Genomic DNA, 16,569 nt, shown 5'->3' on the forward strand with positions numbered 1-16,569 from the left:
CCCGGATCATCCGGCGGCCGGGATCCCCGGCCCGCCCACGCAAGGAGGGACGCTTCGATGGGGGAAAAGGTCGTGGCAGGCGCGTTCGACCTGTCCGATCGTCAGGACTACCGGGACAAGCTCCGGCGGTGCCTGACGGGGCTCGAGCGGCTCCTGGCCCAGAAGCGCTTCGACCGCCCCAAGAACCTCATGGGGCTCGAGATAGAACTGAATCTCGCGGGTGCCGACGGCCAGCCGAAAATGCTGAATGGGCAGGTACTTGAGAGGATCGCGAGCCGCGATTTCCAAACAGAACTCGCCATGTTCAATCTGGAAGTCAACATAGCCCCACACCGACTGGGCGGCCGGGTATTCGACCGCCTCGCGGAAGAACTCCGTACGTCACTGGCATATGCCCATCGAAAGGCCGGCGAAGTCGACGCCGGAATCGTGATGATCGGTATTCTGCCCACGCTCGACCGGGACGACCTGGTCTCGTCGAACCTTTCCGAGGTCGACCGCTACACCCTTCTCAACGACCAGATCGTGGCCGCCAGGGGAGAGGACTTCACCCTCGAGATCGACGGGGTCGAGCGGCTGTCGTGCACCTCGAAGTCGATCGTGCCGGAGGCCGCCTGCACCTCTGTGCAGCTCCACCTCCAGGTCACGCCGGCCCGCTTCGCCGCGGTGTGGAACGCCGCGCAGGCGGTCACCGCCGCGCAGATCGCCGTCGGCGCCAACTCGCCCTTCCTGTTCGGCCACGAGCTGTGGCGCGAGTCGCGGCCCCCGCTGTTCCAGCAGGCCACCGACACCCGGCCGCCGGAACTCCAGGCGCAGGGCGTACGGCCGCGGACGTGGTTCGGGGAGCGGTGGATCAGCTCGGCGTACGAGCTGTTCGAGGAGAACCTGCGGTTCTTCCCGCCGCTGCTGCCCATCTGCGACGAGGAGGACCCGCTGGAGGTCCTGGAGGCGGGCGGGGTGCCCTCGCTCGCCGAGCTCGTCCTGCACAACGGTACGGTCTACCGCTGGAACCGGCCCGTCTACGGCATCGCCGACGGCGTTCCGCACCTGCGGGTGGAGAACCGTGTCCTGCCCGCCGGGCCGACCGTGACCGACGTGGTCGCCAACGCGGCCTTCTACTACGGCGTGGTCCGGGCCCTGGCGGAGGAGTCCCGGCCGGTGTGGTCCCGGCTGCCGTTCGAGGCGGCCGAGGCCAACTTCGACGCGGCCTGCCGGTACGGGATCGAGGCGCGGCTCCAGTGGCCGCGGCGCGGACGGCTGGGCGGCGTGGCCGAGGTGGACGCGGTGAGTCTCGTACGGGACGAGCTGCTGCCGCTGGCGGAGGCCGGGCTGGACGCGTGGGGAGTGGAGCCGGCCGACCGCGACTTCTATCTGGGGGTCATCGACGAGCGGTGCCGGCGGCGGACCAACGGGGCGACCTGGCAGGTGGCGACGTTCCACCGTGCGGTGGAGGCGGGGTTGTCGCGGGACGCGGCGCTGGCGGCGACGACGCGGCGGTACGCGGAGCTGATGCATGCGGGGGAGCCTGTGCACACCTGGCCTGTGGGGCTGCCCGAGCCTGTGTCCTCGGGGTGAGGTGCGGGGGCTTTCGGTGGTTCGCCCGCTGCGGGGCGGCGGGGGCTGGTCGCGCAGTTCCCCGCGCCCCTTGAGCGGGTGAGGGGGAGGTGGGGATCTGGTTCGGCTTCCATGGGCTCAGCCCTCACCGCCCTGTGTTCCTGCTGCCACGACGGCTTTCAGGATCACCGTGTGGATCTGGGAGGGGTCGGTCACCGATTGGCCCGAGCCGCCCGTCGCCCTGGCTGTCTCCTCGGCCTCCTCGCGGTCCGCGCCGGGGCCGACCGCGATCATGATGAGGGGGACGGGGCGTTCCGGGCCGGTGAGTTTTTGGAGTTCGGTGAGGAGCGTGGTGGTGCGGGAGATGCTCCCCGGGTCCTGGTTGACGCCGTCGGTCAGGATGACCAGGGCGTTGAACTTGCCCTTCACGTAGGAGGCGGCGGCCTGCCGCCCGGCGAGCGTCGTGTGACCAGCGTGTACGGGTAGTCGAGCCGCGGTGAGCCGTCCTTCGGGTAGAACAGGTCGAGGCCGGAGCCCGGGTCCGCCGACGCGTTGTACGTGAACGAGGCCTGTTCGGTGACGACGACCGCCTGGTTGCGCTGGGGATTGCCCTGCTCGGCGCCCGACGTGTCGCGCGGCGGCGTCTCCAGGACCTGGGCGTCGGTGTCCGACACACGCTGGGACAGCTTCTTCATCAGGGCGGCGGCTTGGGTGTCCCCGTCCTTGACGCCGGCCGTGGCGGCGCCGATCCGGGTCAGCGCGAGCAGCCCGGTCGCACTGCACGCCGGATCGGCCGCGCCCAGCCGCGGCGAGGCGTTCTGCGGGGTGGCGCCGGCCAGCTAAGGCCAGGAGTACGACTTCTTCGGCCAGCCCAGCGATTTCGCGGTCGCCTGGACCGTCGCCACCCCGACGGGGGTGGAGGCCACGTTGCCCACGGGGTCACCCCGGTCGCCTTGCGGTCGGCGGCGATCCGCTGGACCCAGAGGTCCGAGTCCGCCACCCACACCTGCGCGTCCGGTCCTCGCCCGCCGCCGGCGTCTCGGCGACCTCGGACGACTCGCGTGCCGTGACGCCGACCGCGAGGCACTGTCCGTCGGAGGTGAGGACGCTGTCCTTGGCCTGCTTCGCCGCGGCCGTGAGCGCCGGGACCACGTCCGGGGAGGCGGCCACCGGCAGCCGTACGGGGTGGTCGCGGCAGGACGAGCCGAAGGAGAGTGATCCGCTGCGTACGGCGGCCGCGGCGCCCCCGGCGACCGTGAGCACGAGGGCGGTCGCGACGGCTACGGTGCGGCGGCGGTGCGGCGGCGGAGACGAGGACGGGGGTCGCTGCCGCCCGCCCCGTACGGATCGGGCAAGCTGTGACGTCCCATGACGGTGGTGTCCCTCCCTGTCGGCCCCGTGGCGGATTTCCGCCGCACGGCCTGCGAAGGGGAGATACGCCCCGTACGGCGCCGTCCCCCCGACGGCCTGTCTCGCACGATCTTCGTAACTTCTTTCGAGACCTGAGCGAGGCAGGGGTGGGGATGCGGCGGGTTCACGCAACTGGAGGCACGTGTGCAGGTGGAGGCAGGGTAGGTGGCTGATTCATTTCCGCGGGAGCGGCTCTCGCGACGGATTTTCCGCGACGAGACACTGCTCGTTCTGGGGGTTTCGCTCGGTGCGAGCGGTGTGTCCGCCCTGATCAGTTTTGTCGGATCGGTCACCAAGCCGGGCGGCCTGAAGGACCAGGCGGCGACCCTCAACGCCTCGGCCGCGCCCGGCCGTCCATGGCTCGATCTCGCCTGGCAGCTGTTCGGGATCGCCTCGGCGCTCGTCCCGGTGGCCCTCGTCGCGCACTTCCTGCTGCGCGAGGGGCAGGGGCTGCGGACCCTGGGCTTCGACCGCACCCGGCCCTGGCCGGACCTCGGACGCGGGGCGGCGATCGCGGCGGTGATCGGCAGCACCGGCATCGCCTTCTATCTGGCGGCACGCGGCCTCGGCTTCAACCTCACGGTGGTGCCTGAGGCGCTGCCGGACGTGTGGTGGAAGTACCCGGTGCTGATCATGTCCGCGATGCAGAACGCGATCCTCGAAGAGGTCATCGTCGTCGGCTATCTGCTGCGCCGGCTGGGCCAGTTGGGCTGGACGCCGGGCACCGCGCTCGTGGCCAGCTCCGTGCTGCGCGGCTCGTACCACCTCTACCAGGGCATCGGCGGCTTCATCGGCAACATGGTGATGGGCGTGGTGTTCGTCTGTCTCTACCGGCGCTGGGGCCGGGTGGGCCCCCTGGTGGTGGCGCACTCCCTGCTCGACATCGGAGCCTTCGTGGGATACGCGCTGCTGGCGGGGAAGGTGGGGTGGCTGCCGACGGCGTGAGCCGGCCCGCGCCCGCACCTCCCCGCCGTACGGCACTCAGACGAGCAGCTCGCCCTCGATGACCGTGACCGCGCGGCCGCTCAGCAGGGTGCGTTCGCCGCACAGTTCGGTACGGACCCGGCCGGCCCGGGGCGAGGCCTGGAGGCCGGTCAGGGCGGTGCGGCCGAGCCGCTCGGCCCAGTAGGGCGCCAGGGCGGTGTGGGCGCTGCCCGTCACCGGGTCCTCGTCGATGCCGATCTTCGGGAAGAAGCAGCGGGAGACGAAGTCGTATCCCAGGTCCGCGTTCTCGGCGCGGGCGGTCGCGATGATGCCGCGGCGGGAGTGGGCGGCCAGGGCCTTGTGGTCGGGCCGCAGGGCGTGGACGGTCTTCTCGTCGGCCAGCTCGACCAGCAGGTCGCCGACGTGCGGGCCGGTGTCGAGACAGGCGAGCGGCTCGGCGCCCAGGGCCTCGGCGACCCCGGCCGGGATCTCGACCCTGGTCAGCGGGGCGGTCGGGAAGTCCAGGGTGATCGAGCCGTCCTCGGCGGGAGTCGTGACGAGGACACCGCTGCGGGTGGCGAAGCGCACCGGGCCCTGGTGGGCGCCCGTGGTGTGCAGGACGTGGGCCGTGGCGAGCGTGGCGTGGCCGCACATGTCGACCTCGGTGACGGGGGTGAACCAGCGCAGGGCCCAGTCCGCCTCGCCGCCCTCGGGGAGCGGGTGGGCGAACGCCGTCTCGGAATGGTTGACCTCCAGAGCCACGTTCTGGAGCCGGTTGTCGTCCGGGAAGGCGTCAAGGAGCAGGACCCCGGCCGGGTTGCCGGTGAAGGGGCGGTCGGTGAAGGCGTCGACGATTCGCATGCGCATACCGGTGACGGTAGGCGGTGGCCGCAGCGGTCGGCCAAGGCCAATCCACGAGCCCTGGCCCGCTTTGCACCGCACCCCCGCCGCGAATACGCCGTGGCCAGGGTGCGCTGCCTCCGCCGCGGACACGCTGTGGCCGGTATGCCGCGGATCCTCGCCGCGAGCGCGCCGTGGCGGGCTTGCGATGACTCCCGCGTCGACCGGCCGTGGCGGGCTTGCGATGACTCCCGCGTCGACCGGCCGTGGCGGGCTTGCGATGACTCCCGCGTCAACAGGGTGGGCGGGGTCTGTGCCTGCCGTGCCGCCCACACGCTGTGGCCAGGTTCCGTTGCCTGCCTGCCTGCCTGCCTGCCTGCCTGCCTGCCTGCCTGGCCGCGAGCGTGCCGCGCCCTCTCCTGCGGGGATCTCGCAGGGCACCCGGGGCTGAACCCTGGGATGCTGAGGGGAGCGGTACCCATGACCTGACGACCGGTGGTGGTGAGCGCCATGGCTGGGCTCGATGGGCTCGACGAGAGCGATACCGATCCGACGGCGGCGTCGTCGGCGGATCCCCAAGGGGATCCGTTTCTGCGCACCCGGTTCGCCGTACCGGCCCGGCCGGTGACGTTCCTGCGGCGCGAGCGCCTGGTCAGGCATCTCGACCAGGCGCTGCGCACACCGCTGACGATGGTCAACGGCGCCGCGGGCGCCGGCAAGACGCTGCTGGTCGCCGACTGGGCGGCGGAACGCGACCGGCCCGTCGCCTGGCTCACCACCGACGCGGCGGCGCAGGGCCCCGGGATGCTCTGGGCGTACCTGCTCCAAGCGCTACGCGCGTCGGGCACGTCCCTGCCCGCCGAGATCGGCTGCCCCGCGGACGCGAGCCGGGTCACCCCCCAGCTGCTGGCGCGGCTCGCCGCGGAACTGAGCACCCTGGACCGGCCCGCGATCGTGGTGCTCGACGAGTACGACCGGGTGATCGACCCCGAGGTCGCGGAGCAGCTGGAGTTCGTGCTGCACCACGCCGGCGACGGCCTGCGCCTGATCCTCGTCTCCCGTACCGAGCCACTGCTGCCGCTGCACCGCTACCGGGCGGCCGGTGACCTGACGGAGATCCGGGGCGCCGAGCTGGCCTTCACCTCCGAGGAGGCGGCCGAGCTGCTCGAACTGCACGGCCTGCGGCTGCCGGTGCACGCGACACAGGGTCTAGTGGACCGCACCCGGGGCTGGGCCGCCGGCCTGCGGCTGTGTGCCCTCGCCGCGCGGGAGAACCCGGACCCGGAGAGGTATCTGAAGGAGTTCGAGGCCGACCGCACCACCGTCGCCGACTTCCTGCTGGCGGAGGTGCTCAGACGGCAGCCCCCCGAGACCCAGGATCTTCTGCTGCGGGTCAGCGTCCTCGACCGGTTCCGCCCCGAGCTGGTGAACGCGCTGACGGAACGCACCGACGCCGGGCCCATTCTGGCCGGCCTGCACCGCGAGAACGCGTTCGTGGAGCACCTCGGGCAGGACTGGTACCGCCTCCACCCGCTGTTCGGCGAGATCCTCCGGGCCCATCTGCGGATGCGCTCGCCCGGCCTGGAGCCCGAACTGCACCTGCGGGCCGCGCACTGGCTGCGGGGCTCGGGGTCGCTCACGGAGACGCTGGGCCAGGGCGCCGCCGCCGGCGACTGGGAGTTCACCGCCGGCGCCCTGATCGACGACCTCGCCATCGGCTGGCTCTTCACCGGTCTGCGCTCCGACGAACTCGCCGAGCTGTTCTCCCGCATGGGGCCGGAGGCCGCGAGCCCCGCGACGGACCTGGTCCGCGCCGCCCGGGACCTGTCCCGGCGCGATCTCGACCGGGGCCTGAGGCACCTGCGGCACGCGGAGCAGAGGCTGACGGCCGAACTGGGCCTGACGGCCGAGCCGGGCGATGCGGCGGAACAGGCGCTGACGGCCGAGTGGAGTCCCGGCGAGGCGCCCGGTCTCGTGGCGGCCCGGTTGAGCTGCGCCCTGCTCGAGGCGCTGGCCGCCCGGCTGACCGGCGCGCCGGGCCGGGCGGAGTGGGCCGCGGCGGCGGCCGAGATGCTGTGCGACCGGGCGCCGGCCCATCTGCTGGAGAGACATCCCGAGCTCACCGCGCTGCTGCTGGCCCATCTGGGCTCGGCACGGCTGTGGGCCGGGCGGTTCGAGGACGCGTGTGCCGCCCTGTCGAGGGTCGCCGGGTCGTCGGCGGAGGCTTCGACCGCGCTCGCCCGCGAGGACTCGCTGGGCCGGCTCGCCCTGATCGACTACCTGAACGGCTGGCTCGGCAGGGCGGAGCGCAAGGCCCGGGCGGCGGTGACCGAGACGGAGCGGCACGGCCTGCCCAAGCCGTCCGGTTCCGGCATGGGACGCCTGGTGCTGGCCGCCGTCGCCGTGGACCGCGACGACCTGACCCTGGCGCGGACGCTCCTCGACGAGGCGGCCGAGTCGGACCCGGCGCTGCGGGACCCCGTCCTGGAGGCGGGCCGGGCCATCGCCACCGCCCGGCTGCACCTGGCCCGCGGTGACACCAGGGCCGCCCTCGAAGCGGCGGAACGCGCCGTGCCCGCCGCCGTGATCTCCCCCTGGGCGGAGGGTCAGACGGCGCTCGTCGTCTCCGCCGCTCATCTGGCCGAAGGCCGACCGGAGACGGCTGTCGAGGTGTGGCGGGCGGTGTCCGACGAGCAGTCGGCGTACGCGGTCGGGGCCGCGCGGGCCCAGCTCGCGGCGGGCAGGCCGGGGGCGGCGATCGACCTCCTCGACGGCGTGCGGTCCGAAGGCCGCGCGGGCCCCGCGGTGACTGTCCGGGCCACCCTGCTGCGGGCGCAGGTGGCGGACGAGGCGGGCGACGCGGCCACCTCGCGCAGACTGGTCGCCCACGCCCTGCGTGAGGCGCGGCGGGACGGGCTGCGACGGCCCTTCCTCGAGGCCGGGCCATGGATCCGCCCGTTCCTCGACACGGTGTCACCGCGGGTGCCGGCCTCGGACCGGCTCACCCACGGCGGGCCGGCGTCCGACGGGCGGCCGCTCCCGGACGTGGAGGCGCTGAGCGGACGCGAACTCGACGTACTGCGCAGGCTCGCCCTGACGATGTCGACGGAGGAGATCGCCGCCGATCTGTTCGTCTCCGTGAACACGGTCAAGACCCACCTCAAGAGCGCCTACCGGAAGCTGGCGGTCAACCGCCGCAACGACGCGGTGCGCCGCGCCCGTGAACTCAAGCTGTTGTGACCGAGGACGCCGGGCCGTCCCGGTTCGCCCGTGGTGGGTGAGGCCGGACGCCCCGCGAGGGCGGACGATCGCAGGGGTGAGTGCGCAGTCCGCCAATCCCAGGCCATCCCGGGGAGAGCAGCTCATGCGCTACGAGATCCGCGTCGAAGGGCACCTGTCGGAGGCACTGACCAGGGCGTTCCCGGAGCTGGACCATGTGGTCATGTCCGGTCAGACCGTCCTGTTCGGGTACGTCGTCGACGAGGCGCACCTGTACGGGCTGCTGGCCCGCTGCCAGTCCCTGGGGCTGCGGGTTCTGGAGATGCGCCAACTGCCGGAGTGACGAGCCGGGGCCGTCGTCCCCGGCCGGGCGCGAGGAGGAGTCATGAGTGTTTCGCCTGGTCCCGCACCGCACACCGGACCGGACGCCCCGTCCGGCGGACCGGACCGACCGTCCGGCGGACCGGACCGACCGCCCGGCGGACCGGCTTCCGGGCCGGTGGGCGTCGATCCCGCCGAGGCGCTGGCCGTACTCGGGCGCTCCTGGACGTGGATCCTCGGCTCGGCGGTCGCCACCCTCGTGCCGGGCGTCCTGATCCTGGTCTGGCCGGACGAGACCCTGCACGTCCTGGCGGTCCTCATCGGCCTGTACCTGCTGGTGACCGGCGGCTTCCGGTTCGTCGCGGCGTTCGCCAGGGAGGACCACGGCGAACGCCTCACCGGGCTCCTGCTGGCGGTGCTCTACGTCGTCGCCGGGGTGCTGTGCCTGAGGAACCCGTTGCAGACGATCGCGACGCTCTCGCTGATCGTCGGGGTCCTCTGGCTGGTGTCCGGGATCCTCACCCTCTACACGGCGCTCGCCACCAAGGAGCTGCCCCATCGGGGAGTCGTGATCGGCGCCGCCGTGTTCGCCATCGTCGCGGGGATCGTGGTGCTCGCCCTGCCCACCGAGTCGGCCCGGGCGCTGACCCGGCTGCTCGGCCTGTGGCTCGTCCTGCTCGGCCTGGTCGAGGCGGCGGTCGCCTTCGCCTGGCGGGCCGCGCTGCGCCGGGCGCGACCGGCGGCGGGGCCGGGGGCTCCCGGGGGGAGCGTCTGAGACTGCCGGCGCGCTCACCCGTCTCGGGTGAGGTGCCCGGGAACCGGGCCGCGCACAGTGAGAACGGCACACAACGCCATGTCGGGCTCCGGCCCGGAACGGAGGAGAAAGATGAGTGGGGACACGTACCTCGCCTACGACTATCCGCTGCTGAGCGCCTTCTGGACCATGCTGGTGTTCTTCCTGTGGGTCATGTGGTTCGTCCTGCTGTTCCGGATCGTCGTGGACATCTTCCGGGACGACGACCTCGGCGGCTGGGCCAAGGCCGGCTGGCTGGTGTTCTGCATCGTGCTGCCCTTCCTGGGCGTCTTCGTCTACGTGATCGCGCGGGGCAAGAACATGGGAAGCCGGGAGATCAAGCAGGCGCGGGATCAGCAGCAGGCCTTCGACAGCTACATCCGCGATACCGCCAAGGGCACCGGCGCACCCTCCAGCAGCGTGGACGAACTCGCCCGGCTCTCCGAGATCCGTGCCCGCGGTGACATCACGGACGAGGAGTTCGACAAGGCGAAGAAGCTGGTCCTGAGCGGCTCCGGCCGCTGAGCGCACCGCACGCAACCGAGCCGGACACAACCGAATCGAGGCTTCGGGATGACAGCGACACACCCCACCCACACGCCGTCGGCCAAGCGGCACACGGCCAAACAGCAATGGGCCGAGGGCCTGATGGTCTTCGCCGCCGTCACCCTCATGCTCGCCGGAGTGCTCGACATCTTCCGGGGCATCATGGGGATCGCCGAGGACGACGTCTTCCTCTCCACCCGCAACTACGTGTTCGCGTTCGACCTCACCGGCTGGGGCTGGATCCACCTCGTCCTGGGCGCGGTCGCGGTGATCGTCAGCCTGGGACTGGTCCAGTCGGCGATGTGGGCGCGGGTCGCCGGCGTGGTCATCGCCGGCCTGATCGTCATCGCCAACTTCCTCTCCCTGCCGTACTACCCGGTCTGGTCCGTCGTGATGATCGCCTTCTCCGGGTTCGTCATCTGGGCGCTGTGCGTGGTGAAGCCGGACAGGTCCGCCGACTGACCGGGCGGGGCCGTCCCGTCCGCATCACCAGGAAGGCGGTAGACGATGTGCCGTTGGCTCGCCTACTCGGGAACCCCTGTCCTGCTCGAAACGATTCTCTACCGGCCGGCGCACTCGCTGATCGACCAGAGTCTGCACTCCAAGATGGGGGTGGAGACGACGAACGGTGACGGCTTCGGCGTCGGCTGGTACGGCGGCGACGCGGAAGACGGGACTCCCGCGGTCGTCCGGGAGATCGGCCCGGCGTGGAGCAACCGCAATCTGCGGGAGATCGCCGGTCACGTCCGCTCACCGCTGTTCTTCGCGCACATCCGGGCCTCGACCGGCACGGCGGTGCAGCAGACCAACTCCCACCCGTTCCGGCACGGGCGCTGGATGTGGATGCACAACGGCGCGATCGCCGACTTCCACCGGATGCGCCGGGACCTCGCCCTCTCCGTCGACCCGCAGCTGTTCCTCGACATCGAGGGGTCGACGGACTCCGAGATGATGTTCTTCCTGGCGCTGACCCTCGGCCTGGAGGAGGATCCGCCGGGCGCCGTCGCGCGGATGGTCGGCCTGGTGGAACGCACCGGCCACGCACACGGGGTGGAGTTCCCGGTCCAGATGACGGTCGCCGTGACCGACGGACTACGGCTGTGGGCCTTCCGCTACTCCAGCCAGGGAGCCTCACGCTCGCTGTTCTACAGCACCCGGGTGGAGACGCTCCGCTCGCTCCACCCCGACCTGACGTTCCTGCGCGAGGTCTCCGACGAGACCCGTCTCATCGTCTCCGAGCCTCTGGGCGACCTGCCCGGCGCCTGGAACGAGGTCCCCGAGAGCACGTACGGCGTGGTGCAGCCCGGCGGCGACGACATCGTCCACTTCGTCCCGCAGGCGGCCTAGCGGGCACAACTCCCACGGCGCGCACGCTCCCACGGCACGTGGGGATCCGTGGGCATCCGTGGTCATCAGTGCACGGAGAAGCCGCCGTCGACGAAGAGTGCCTGGCCGGTCACGTAACCGGAGGAGCGGCCGGCCAGGAACACGGCGGCGCCGGCGAAGTCCTCGGCCAGGCCGTTGCGTCCGACCATCGTGCGCGCGGCCAGCGCCGCCACCTTCTCCGGGTCGGACTGCAGCCGGGTGTTGAGCGGGGTCAGGACGAAGCCGGGCACCAGCGTGTTGCAGGTGACGCCGTACGGCGACCACGCCTCGGCCTGCGAGCGGGCCAGCGATTCCAAAGCGCCCTTGGAGACGCCGTAGGCGCCGCTCTGCACGAACGCGCGGTGTGCCTGCTGGGAGGTGATGTGGATGATCCGCCCGAAACCGCGCTCGGCCATACCGGGCCCGAACCGCAGGCCCAGCAGATAGGGCGCCTCCAGGTTCACCGCCATCGTGGCGTCCCACACCTCCTCGCCCAGCTCGCTCATCGGCGGACGCAGGTTGATCCCGGCGCAGTTGACGAGGATGTCGGGCTCGCCGTACACCGCGGCCGCCTGTTCTGCGGCGGCGCGCACTCCGTCCCGGGTGCTCAGGTCGGCGCTCACCCAGGCCGCCCGACAGCCGTCCGCCGTCAGCTCGTCGACCGTGGCGGCGAGGTCCGCCTCCTTGCGCGCCACGATCACCACGCCCGCCCCCGCCCGGGCGAGGGCTCCGGCGATGGCCCGGCCGATGCCGGAACTGCCGCCGGTCACCACGGCGACCCGGCCGTCCAGCGAGAACAGTTCGGAGAGGTAGGCGTCCGGGGTGCCGTGCGAGGGGCTGCGGGATGTCATGTCCGCACCCTAGACGGCGTCCACACCCCCGACGGCAAGGCCCTTGTCAACCGAACTGTTCCGATATATCGTTGACGCATCGCGACAGATCAACGATGGAATGAAGGAGTGGTTTGCGATGCGTACCCACGGATTCGAGCGTGGACATGGGCAGGACGACCCCCGACGCGGCCGCGGCCGTGGCGGCTTCGACGGGCGGCGGGCGGCCTTCGGGCCCTTCGGTCCGGGTGGCCCGGGCGGTCCCGGCTTCGGCCCGGGCTTCGGTGGCCCCTGGGGCGGACGAGGGCGTGGCGGACCCAGGGGGAGGGCGCGGCGCGGTGACGTACGGGCCTCGATCCTGGCCCTGCTCAAGGACCGGCCCATGCACGGCTACGAGATGATCCAGGAGATCGCCGAGCGCAGCGGCGGGGCGTGGAAGCCCAGCCCGGGCTCGGTGTACCCCACCCTCCAGCTGCTGGAGGACGAGGGCCTGATCAGCAGCGAGAGCGAAGGCGGCAAGAAGCTGTTCTCGCTCACCGGCGAAGGCCGTACGGCCGCCGAGGAGGGCCCGGAGGCCCCCTGGGAGGAGGCCTCGCGCGGGGTCGACTGGGAGGCTCTCAGTGAGATCCGCCAGGCCGGCTTCGGGCTGATGGAGGCCTTCGGGCAGGTCTGGAAGACCGGCAGCAAGGAGCAGCGCGAGAAGGCGCTCACGGTCATCAACGACGCCCGTAAGAAGCTGTACCTGATCCTCGCCGACGAGGACTGATCGCCGTACGGCGATGCCGAGGCGCCCCGCGGAGTCATCCGCGGGGCGCCTTCGTGTGCCGTGCGCCTCGCCCGGTTCAGGCGACCAGTCCGCCCAGCTTGCGCAGCGACTCGTTGAGTGCGGCCGTGCCCGAGTCCTTGAGCCTGCCCGCCATCAGCGACACGGCCGCGCCGGTGAACTCGCCGTCGATGCGGACCGTCGTGGCGTCCCCGTCGGGGGTCAGGGTGTAGCGGGTGGCGACGGACACCGCCATCGGGCCCTTCCCGCGGATGGCGAGCACCCGGGCGGGCTCCAGTTCCGCCACGGTCCACTCGACCTCGGCCGGGAAGCCCATGAGCTTCATGTTCTCCTGGAAGGTCGCGCCCACTTCGAGGGTCTCGGGGCCGCCCTTGGGGAAGTTGGTGTGGGTCGCGTTCCACTCTCCGTGCGTCGGCCAGTCGGTGAGCTGGGCCCACACCTTGTCGGCCGGTGCCTGGATGCGTGCCTCCGCGCTGACTTCGGCCATGCGACCACCTCTTCGTGTCGGGCAACTCGGGCTGCGGTGTCGCGGAAGGTAGCTCCAGGGCCTCGAACATTCAATACTGACGAACCGTCAGGAAGTGTGGAGGGGTGCGTCCGCGACGCACCTGGCGTGCGCCCCGGCGGGGAATCGGCCTGATCTCATCCGTAGGGAGGAGATTCCGACGGCCTGGGTCCGCTCTGTGTGGGACGCGAAGATGCTCCCCGCCGGGGATGACCGCACCCGGCCGGGGCTGATGGGGTGGGGTTGTGCAATCCCGTACTTCCCGGCAGTCGCCCCAGAACCCGGCGGCGCACGGCATGGACGACGACCCCAGGCTCGCCGCCGAGCCCGCTGCGGCGCTCGCCGCCGCCCGCCGCAGGGCGGTGCGGGACGGGGACCGGCAGATCGACACCGCCCACCTGCTGCACTCGCTCCTGGAGCAGGACCCCCAGGTGCGCGCCGCCTTCGACGGCGGACCCCAGCTCGCCCGGCTGCTCGGCTATCTCGTCCAGCGCAGCATCGGCTACGGCCTGCGCTGGCAGAGCGGAGTCGAGGACTCCGGGGCCCTGCCCGTAGTGACCGTCGTCGAGGGTTTCTCCCCGCTGGCCGCGGCCGCGCTGGAGCACGCGCGCGTGCGGGCCGCCCGGCGCGACGGAGCGCCGGCCCGGGGCGTCGACCTGCTCGCGGCGATCGTCGCGGACCCGCAGGCGCGGGCCGTCGAGGTGCTGACCCACGCCGCCGTCGACGTCCATCTGCTGCGCGCACGCATCGAGGACGGTCCGCAGGAGCGCGAGGTCCGCGCCGGAGGCGGCGAAGGCGCCTACTGAGCCCGCTCCGGCCCGCCCTCGCCCGACGGCCGGGGCCGTCCAGCCGATGAGACAGGTGTCAACGGGGATGACGCTCATGTCCTCGCCTGTCATCATGTGCCGGTGCATACGTCTGTGAGCAGTGAGGTCAAGCGCGGAAAGGGCATCGGGCTCGGTCTGGCGATCGGGTCGGCCATCGCCTTCGGCGGATCCGGGGTCGCGGCCAAGCCGCTGATCGAGGCGGGCCTCGATCCGCTGCACGTGGTGTGGCTGCGGGTGACCGGCGCGGCCCTGGTGATGCTGCCGCTCGCCGTACGGCACCGTGCGCTGCTGCGCACCCGCCCGGCACTGCTCGCCGGGTTCGGTCTGCTCGGCGTGGCCGGGGTGCAGGCGTTCTACTTCGCCGCGATCTCCCGCATCCCGGTCGGTGTGGCGCTGCTCGTCGAGTACCTCGCGCCCGCGCTGGTGCTCGGCTGGGTGCGGTTCGTGCAGCGGCGTCCGGTGACACGCGCCGCCGCGCTCGGCGTGGTCCTCGCGGTGGGTGGGCTGGCCTGTGTCGTCGAGGTCTGGTCGGGGCTGAGTTTCGATGCCGTCGGACTGCTGCTCGCGCTCGCGGCCGCCTGCTGCCAGGTCGGCTACTTCGTCCTGTCCGACCAGGGCAGCGACTCCGGGGACGACGCACCCGATCCACTCGGTGTCATCGCGTACGGCCTCCTCGTGGGTGCCGTCGTCCTGACCGCCGTCTCCCGCCCCTGGGGCATGAACTGGTCCGTGCTCGCGCACACCGCCGGCATGAACGGCACCGAGGTCTCCGCCTGGCTGCTGCTCGCCTGGATCGTGCTCATCGCGACGGTGGTCGCGTACGTCACCGGCGTGGTCTCCGTGCGCCGGCTCTCTCCCCAGGTCGCGGGCGTGGTGGCCTGTCTGGAGGCGGTCATCGCGACGGTGCTGGCATGGGTGCTGCTCGGCGAGCACCTGTCGGCGCCGCAGATCGTGGGCGGGGCGGTGGTTCTCCTGGGCGCCTTCATCGCGCAGTCGTCCGCGCCGGCCAAGGGCGGCTCGGAGCCGGTGGCCGGCGGCAGTCCCGAACGGGAGCTGTCGGCCCGTGGAACGGCCGCCTAGGCTCCCGATCACCCCGTCGTACGCACGCGTTCCGGCCGGGCCCCGGCCGCCTGGGGCGAGCCGTCCGGTCGCCGGTCGGGTCACCGATCCGGTCACCGGTCCGTCACTCTCGGCGTCACGGGGTACCCCGGCGGCAGCCTGACGGGCCCGGGACACCTCGTCTCGTCAAGCCGGCCAGGCCCGGTGGCAGGGGCGGGCGCGGGGCGGGCGCCCGCCCTTCTCGCGCCGTCCCGTACGTCACCTCGCGCGGTCACGCCTGCCGTCGTCGAGACAGGTGCTCGCCGGCCGCCGCGTCGCGTAGGCCGCCGCGGGCGGCCAGGCCGGCGGCGATGCGGTCCTGGGTCTCGCTCGGCCGGTGTGCCGCGTACTTGAACTTCGCACGTACGCCGGTCACTGCGAGCCGGACACCACGGATGCCGGAGAGCAGACGGCCGTACGGTGCCTCGCCGACCGTGGGCCGGGCGGAGCCGCCCTCCGGCTGGAAGTGGCCCAGCTGGCGTTCGAGCAGCTCGGCCTTGGCGGTCGGATCGTCCACGATGTGCGCCGTACAGCGGAGCTGGACCGCCGCGTAGAAGCTCGTCGGGGTGCCGTGCTCGGCGGGGGCACCCGGCGGTGCCTGCCACGGGCCGGGTACGAACACATAGTCGTCGACCACGCTCAGGATCACGGTCGGGTCCGCCTCCAGGGCGGGCCACAGGGGGTTGGGCCGGGCCAGGTGGGTGACGGCCTCGCCCGTGGCGGGGTCGTAGGCGAAGTGCAGCGGCTGGACGAACGGGGGCTCGCCCGCCGGGCCGTTGACCGCGAGCTGGCCGAAGTCGTGGACGGACAGCCAGGTGCGCCACTCGCCGTCGTCGTGGGGCGCGTCCCAGGGGTGGATGAGCATCACGGCACCGCGAGGTAGTCGGGGAGCACGATGCCGGGGGCGAGGTCGCCGTCCGGGAGGGGCGCGTCGTAGCCCTTGCGCAGCGGGACCACGCCGGCCCAGTGGGGGAGGCCGAGATCTTCCGGTTCCTCGTTCACCCCGCCGGTGCGGGTCTTGGCCGAGACCTCGTTCAGATCGAGGCGGATCACCGCGGTCGCCGCCAGTTCCTTCCTGTTGGCGGGGCGCGAGTCGGCGGCCCGGCCCGGGACCACATGGTCGACTAGGGCGTCGAGCGCGGTGCGCTTCTCCTGCGGGTCCGTCACGTCGTACGCGATGCCGTGCACCACGACCGAGCGGTAGTTGATCGAGTGGTGGAAGGCCGAGCGGGCCAGCACCAGACCGTCGACATGCGTCACCGTCAGGCACACCGGCAGCCCCGGGTCCGCCTGTCCCGTCATCCGCAGCGGACGCGAACCCGTGGAGCCGTGCACGTAGAGCGTCTCGCCGACCCTGCCGTACAGGGTCGGCAGCACGACCGGAGCGCCGTCGCGGACGAAGCCGAGGTGGCAGACGTAGCCCTCGTCGAGTATCGCGTGCACGAGATCCCTGTCGTACGAGGCCTTCTGCGCGGACCGCGTGGGGATCGTGCGGTCGGTGGGGGTGTAGGCGGCGGTGCGTGTCGTCGTCTCCGGGGTCCCCTGCATGGCGT

Annotated in this window: 19 protein-coding genes; 11 read left to right on the forward strand and 8 right to left on the reverse strand. The window is 72.2% G+C overall.

Translation table 11 applies throughout. The features are described from left to right. Window positions 1–57: 57 nt before the first annotated feature. Complete coding sequence (locus tag ACFWBD_RS15325) at window positions 58–1,575, forward strand: glutamate--cysteine ligase (protein ID WP_385667066.1); 1,518 nt, start codon at window positions 58–60, stop codon at window positions 1,573–1,575. Window positions 1,576–1,692: 117 nt separating this feature from the next. On the opposite strand, the gene ACFWBD_RS15330 is transcribed toward ACFWBD_RS15325, so the two are convergent. The 3 genes from ACFWBD_RS15330 to ACFWBD_RS15340 all read right to left on the reverse strand — a co-directional run bounded on the left by ACFWBD_RS15330 (window position 1,693) and on the right by ACFWBD_RS15340 (window position 2,817). Continuing rightward, window positions 1,693–1,983 (reverse strand): hypothetical protein, encoded by a 291-nt coding sequence (locus ACFWBD_RS15330; RefSeq protein ID WP_385667067.1) that lies wholly within the window; start codon window positions 1,981–1,983, stop codon window positions 1,693–1,695. Beyond that, on the reverse strand, window positions 1,980–2,228 hold the full coding sequence (locus ACFWBD_RS15335; RefSeq protein WP_385667068.1) for a hypothetical protein: 249 nt from the start codon (window positions 2,226–2,228) through the stop codon (window positions 1,980–1,982). The genes ACFWBD_RS15330 and ACFWBD_RS15335 overlap by 4 nt, the downstream gene beginning before the upstream one ends. A 265-nt stretch (window positions 2,229–2,493) precedes the next feature. After that, entirely contained in the window at window positions 2,494–2,817 is a 324-nt protein-coding gene (locus tag ACFWBD_RS15340) for a hypothetical protein (protein WP_385667069.1), read from the reverse strand. 312 nt (window positions 2,818–3,129) lie between these two features. On the opposite strand from ACFWBD_RS15340, the gene ACFWBD_RS15345 reads away from it, so the two are divergent. Continuing rightward, complete coding sequence (locus ACFWBD_RS15345) at window positions 3,130–3,909, forward strand: CPBP family intramembrane glutamic endopeptidase (protein ID WP_385667070.1); 780 nt, start codon at window positions 3,130–3,132, stop codon at window positions 3,907–3,909. Between the two features lie 36 nt (window positions 3,910–3,945). Here ACFWBD_RS15345 and ACFWBD_RS15350 read toward each other — a convergent pair whose 3' ends face one another. After that, window positions 3,946–4,755: a PhzF family phenazine biosynthesis protein gene (locus ACFWBD_RS15350; RefSeq protein ID WP_385667071.1), complete on the reverse strand. Its 810-nt coding sequence runs from the start codon at window positions 4,753–4,755 to the stop codon at window positions 3,946–3,948. A 483-nt stretch (window positions 4,756–5,238) separates the two neighbouring features. Here ACFWBD_RS15350 and ACFWBD_RS15355 point away from each other — a divergent pair, with 483 nt between their 5' ends. The 6 genes from ACFWBD_RS15355 to ACFWBD_RS15380 all read left to right on the forward strand — a co-directional run bounded on the left by ACFWBD_RS15355 (window position 5,239) and on the right by ACFWBD_RS15380 (window position 10,954). Next, window positions 5,239–7,968, forward strand: a complete 2,730-nt coding sequence (locus ACFWBD_RS15355; RefSeq protein ID WP_385667072.1) for a LuxR C-terminal-related transcriptional regulator — start codon at window positions 5,239–5,241, stop codon at window positions 7,966–7,968. Between the two features lie 124 nt (window positions 7,969–8,092). Continuing rightward, a complete protein-coding gene (locus tag ACFWBD_RS15360; RefSeq protein ID WP_355704724.1) occupies window positions 8,093–8,290 on the forward strand; it encodes a hypothetical protein in 198 nt (65 codons plus the stop codon). Window positions 8,291–8,332: 42 nt separating this feature from the next. Then, entirely contained in the window at window positions 8,333–9,043 is a 711-nt protein-coding gene (locus tag ACFWBD_RS15365; protein ID WP_385667073.1) for an HdeD family acid-resistance protein, read from the forward strand. A gap of 111 nt (window positions 9,044–9,154) precedes the next feature. Beyond that, on the forward strand, window positions 9,155–9,586 hold the full coding sequence (locus ACFWBD_RS15370) for an SHOCT domain-containing protein (RefSeq protein ID WP_385667074.1): 432 nt from the start codon (window positions 9,155–9,157) through the stop codon (window positions 9,584–9,586). Window positions 9,587–9,634: 48 nt separating this feature from the next. Next, a complete protein-coding gene (locus ACFWBD_RS15375) occupies window positions 9,635–10,069 on the forward strand; it encodes a hypothetical protein (RefSeq protein ID WP_385667075.1) in 435 nt (144 codons plus the stop codon). 45 nt (window positions 10,070–10,114) lie between these two features. Then, on the forward strand, window positions 10,115–10,954 hold the full coding sequence (locus tag ACFWBD_RS15380) for a class II glutamine amidotransferase (protein ID WP_385667076.1): 840 nt from the start codon (window positions 10,115–10,117) through the stop codon (window positions 10,952–10,954). 65 nt (window positions 10,955–11,019) lie between these two features. Here the strand turns inward: ACFWBD_RS15380 and ACFWBD_RS15385 are convergent, their stop codons facing one another. Continuing rightward, window positions 11,020–11,823: an SDR family NAD(P)-dependent oxidoreductase gene (locus tag ACFWBD_RS15385; protein WP_385667077.1), complete on the reverse strand. Its 804-nt coding sequence runs from the start codon at window positions 11,821–11,823 to the stop codon at window positions 11,020–11,022. Window positions 11,824–11,941: 118 nt separating this feature from the next. On the opposite strand from ACFWBD_RS15385, the gene ACFWBD_RS15390 reads away from it, so the two are divergent. Continuing rightward, complete coding sequence (locus ACFWBD_RS15390; RefSeq protein WP_385667078.1) at window positions 11,942–12,568, forward strand: PadR family transcriptional regulator; 627 nt, start codon at window positions 11,942–11,944, stop codon at window positions 12,566–12,568. A 76-nt stretch (window positions 12,569–12,644) separates the two neighbouring features. On the opposite strand, the gene ACFWBD_RS15395 is transcribed toward ACFWBD_RS15390, so the two are convergent. Further along, window positions 12,645–13,073: an SRPBCC family protein gene (locus ACFWBD_RS15395; RefSeq protein WP_385555411.1), complete on the reverse strand. Its 429-nt coding sequence runs from the start codon at window positions 13,071–13,073 to the stop codon at window positions 12,645–12,647. 263 nt (window positions 13,074–13,336) lie between these two features. On the opposite strand from ACFWBD_RS15395, the gene ACFWBD_RS15400 reads away from it, so the two are divergent. Then, window positions 13,337–13,897 carry a Clp protease N-terminal domain-containing protein gene (locus ACFWBD_RS15400; RefSeq protein WP_385667079.1) on the forward strand — a complete coding sequence of 187 codons (561 nt, stop codon included), beginning with the start codon at window positions 13,337–13,339 and terminating at the stop codon, window positions 13,895–13,897. A gap of 96 nt (window positions 13,898–13,993) precedes the next feature. Next, window positions 13,994–14,998 carry a DMT family transporter gene (locus tag ACFWBD_RS15405; protein ID WP_385667080.1) on the forward strand — a complete coding sequence of 335 codons (1,005 nt, stop codon included), beginning with the start codon at window positions 13,994–13,996 and terminating at the stop codon, window positions 14,996–14,998. A gap of 250 nt (window positions 14,999–15,248) precedes the next feature. Here ACFWBD_RS15405 and ACFWBD_RS15410 read toward each other — a convergent pair whose 3' ends face one another. Both ACFWBD_RS15410 and ACFWBD_RS15415 read right to left on the reverse strand, forming a co-directional pair. Beyond that, the gene (locus ACFWBD_RS15410; protein ID WP_385667081.1) at window positions 15,249–15,881 is read right to left on the reverse strand and encodes an FMN-binding negative transcriptional regulator; all 633 of its coding nucleotides are present in this window, start codon (window positions 15,879–15,881) and stop codon (window positions 15,249–15,251) included. Further along, window positions 15,881–16,564 (reverse strand): pyridoxamine 5'-phosphate oxidase family protein, encoded by a 684-nt coding sequence (locus ACFWBD_RS15415; protein ID WP_385667082.1) that lies wholly within the window; start codon window positions 16,562–16,564, stop codon window positions 15,881–15,883. The genes ACFWBD_RS15410 and ACFWBD_RS15415 overlap by 1 nt, the downstream gene beginning before the upstream one ends. Between the last annotated feature and the right edge of the window lie 5 nt (window positions 16,565–16,569).

This window comes from Streptomyces sp. NPDC060002 (assembly GCF_042737245.1).
Lineage (GTDB): Bacteria > Actinomycetota > Actinomycetes > Streptomycetales > Streptomycetaceae > Streptomyces.

Excerpts from the sequence above, each read along its gene's own strand:
- ACFWBD_RS15410 (WP_385667081.1), bottom strand. The coding sequence starts at position 15,881 with ATGCTCATCCACCCCTGGGACGCGCCCCACGACGACGGCGAGTGGCGC.
- ACFWBD_RS15355 (WP_385667072.1), top strand. The coding sequence starts at position 5,239 with ATGGCTGGGCTCGATGGGCTCGACGAGAGCGATACCGATCCGACGGCG.
- ACFWBD_RS15385 (WP_385667077.1), bottom strand. The coding sequence starts at position 11,823 with ATGACATCCCGCAGCCCCTCGCACGGCACCCCGGACGCCTACCTCTCC.
- ACFWBD_RS15370 (WP_385667074.1), top strand. The coding sequence starts at position 9,155 with ATGAGTGGGGACACGTACCTCGCCTACGACTATCCGCTGCTGAGCGCC.
- ACFWBD_RS15325 (WP_385667066.1), top strand. The coding sequence starts at position 58 with ATGGGGGAAAAGGTCGTGGCAGGCGCGTTCGACCTGTCCGATCGTCAG.
- ACFWBD_RS15395 (WP_385555411.1), bottom strand. The coding sequence starts at position 13,073 with ATGGCCGAAGTCAGCGCGGAGGCACGCATCCAGGCACCGGCCGACAAG.
- ACFWBD_RS15380 (WP_385667076.1), top strand. The coding sequence starts at position 10,115 with ATGTGCCGTTGGCTCGCCTACTCGGGAACCCCTGTCCTGCTCGAAACG.
- ACFWBD_RS15390 (WP_385667078.1), top strand. The coding sequence starts at position 11,942 with ATGCGTACCCACGGATTCGAGCGTGGACATGGGCAGGACGACCCCCGA.
- ACFWBD_RS15375 (WP_385667075.1), top strand. The coding sequence starts at position 9,635 with ATGACAGCGACACACCCCACCCACACGCCGTCGGCCAAGCGGCACACG.
- ACFWBD_RS15415 (WP_385667082.1), bottom strand. The coding sequence starts at position 16,564 with ATGCAGGGGACCCCGGAGACGACGACACGCACCGCCGCCTACACCCCC.
- ACFWBD_RS15350 (WP_385667071.1), bottom strand. The coding sequence starts at position 4,755 with ATGCGCATGCGAATCGTCGACGCCTTCACCGACCGCCCCTTCACCGGC.
- ACFWBD_RS15365 (WP_385667073.1), top strand. The coding sequence starts at position 8,333 with ATGAGTGTTTCGCCTGGTCCCGCACCGCACACCGGACCGGACGCCCCG.
- ACFWBD_RS15360 (WP_355704724.1), top strand. The coding sequence starts at position 8,093 with ATGCGCTACGAGATCCGCGTCGAAGGGCACCTGTCGGAGGCACTGACC.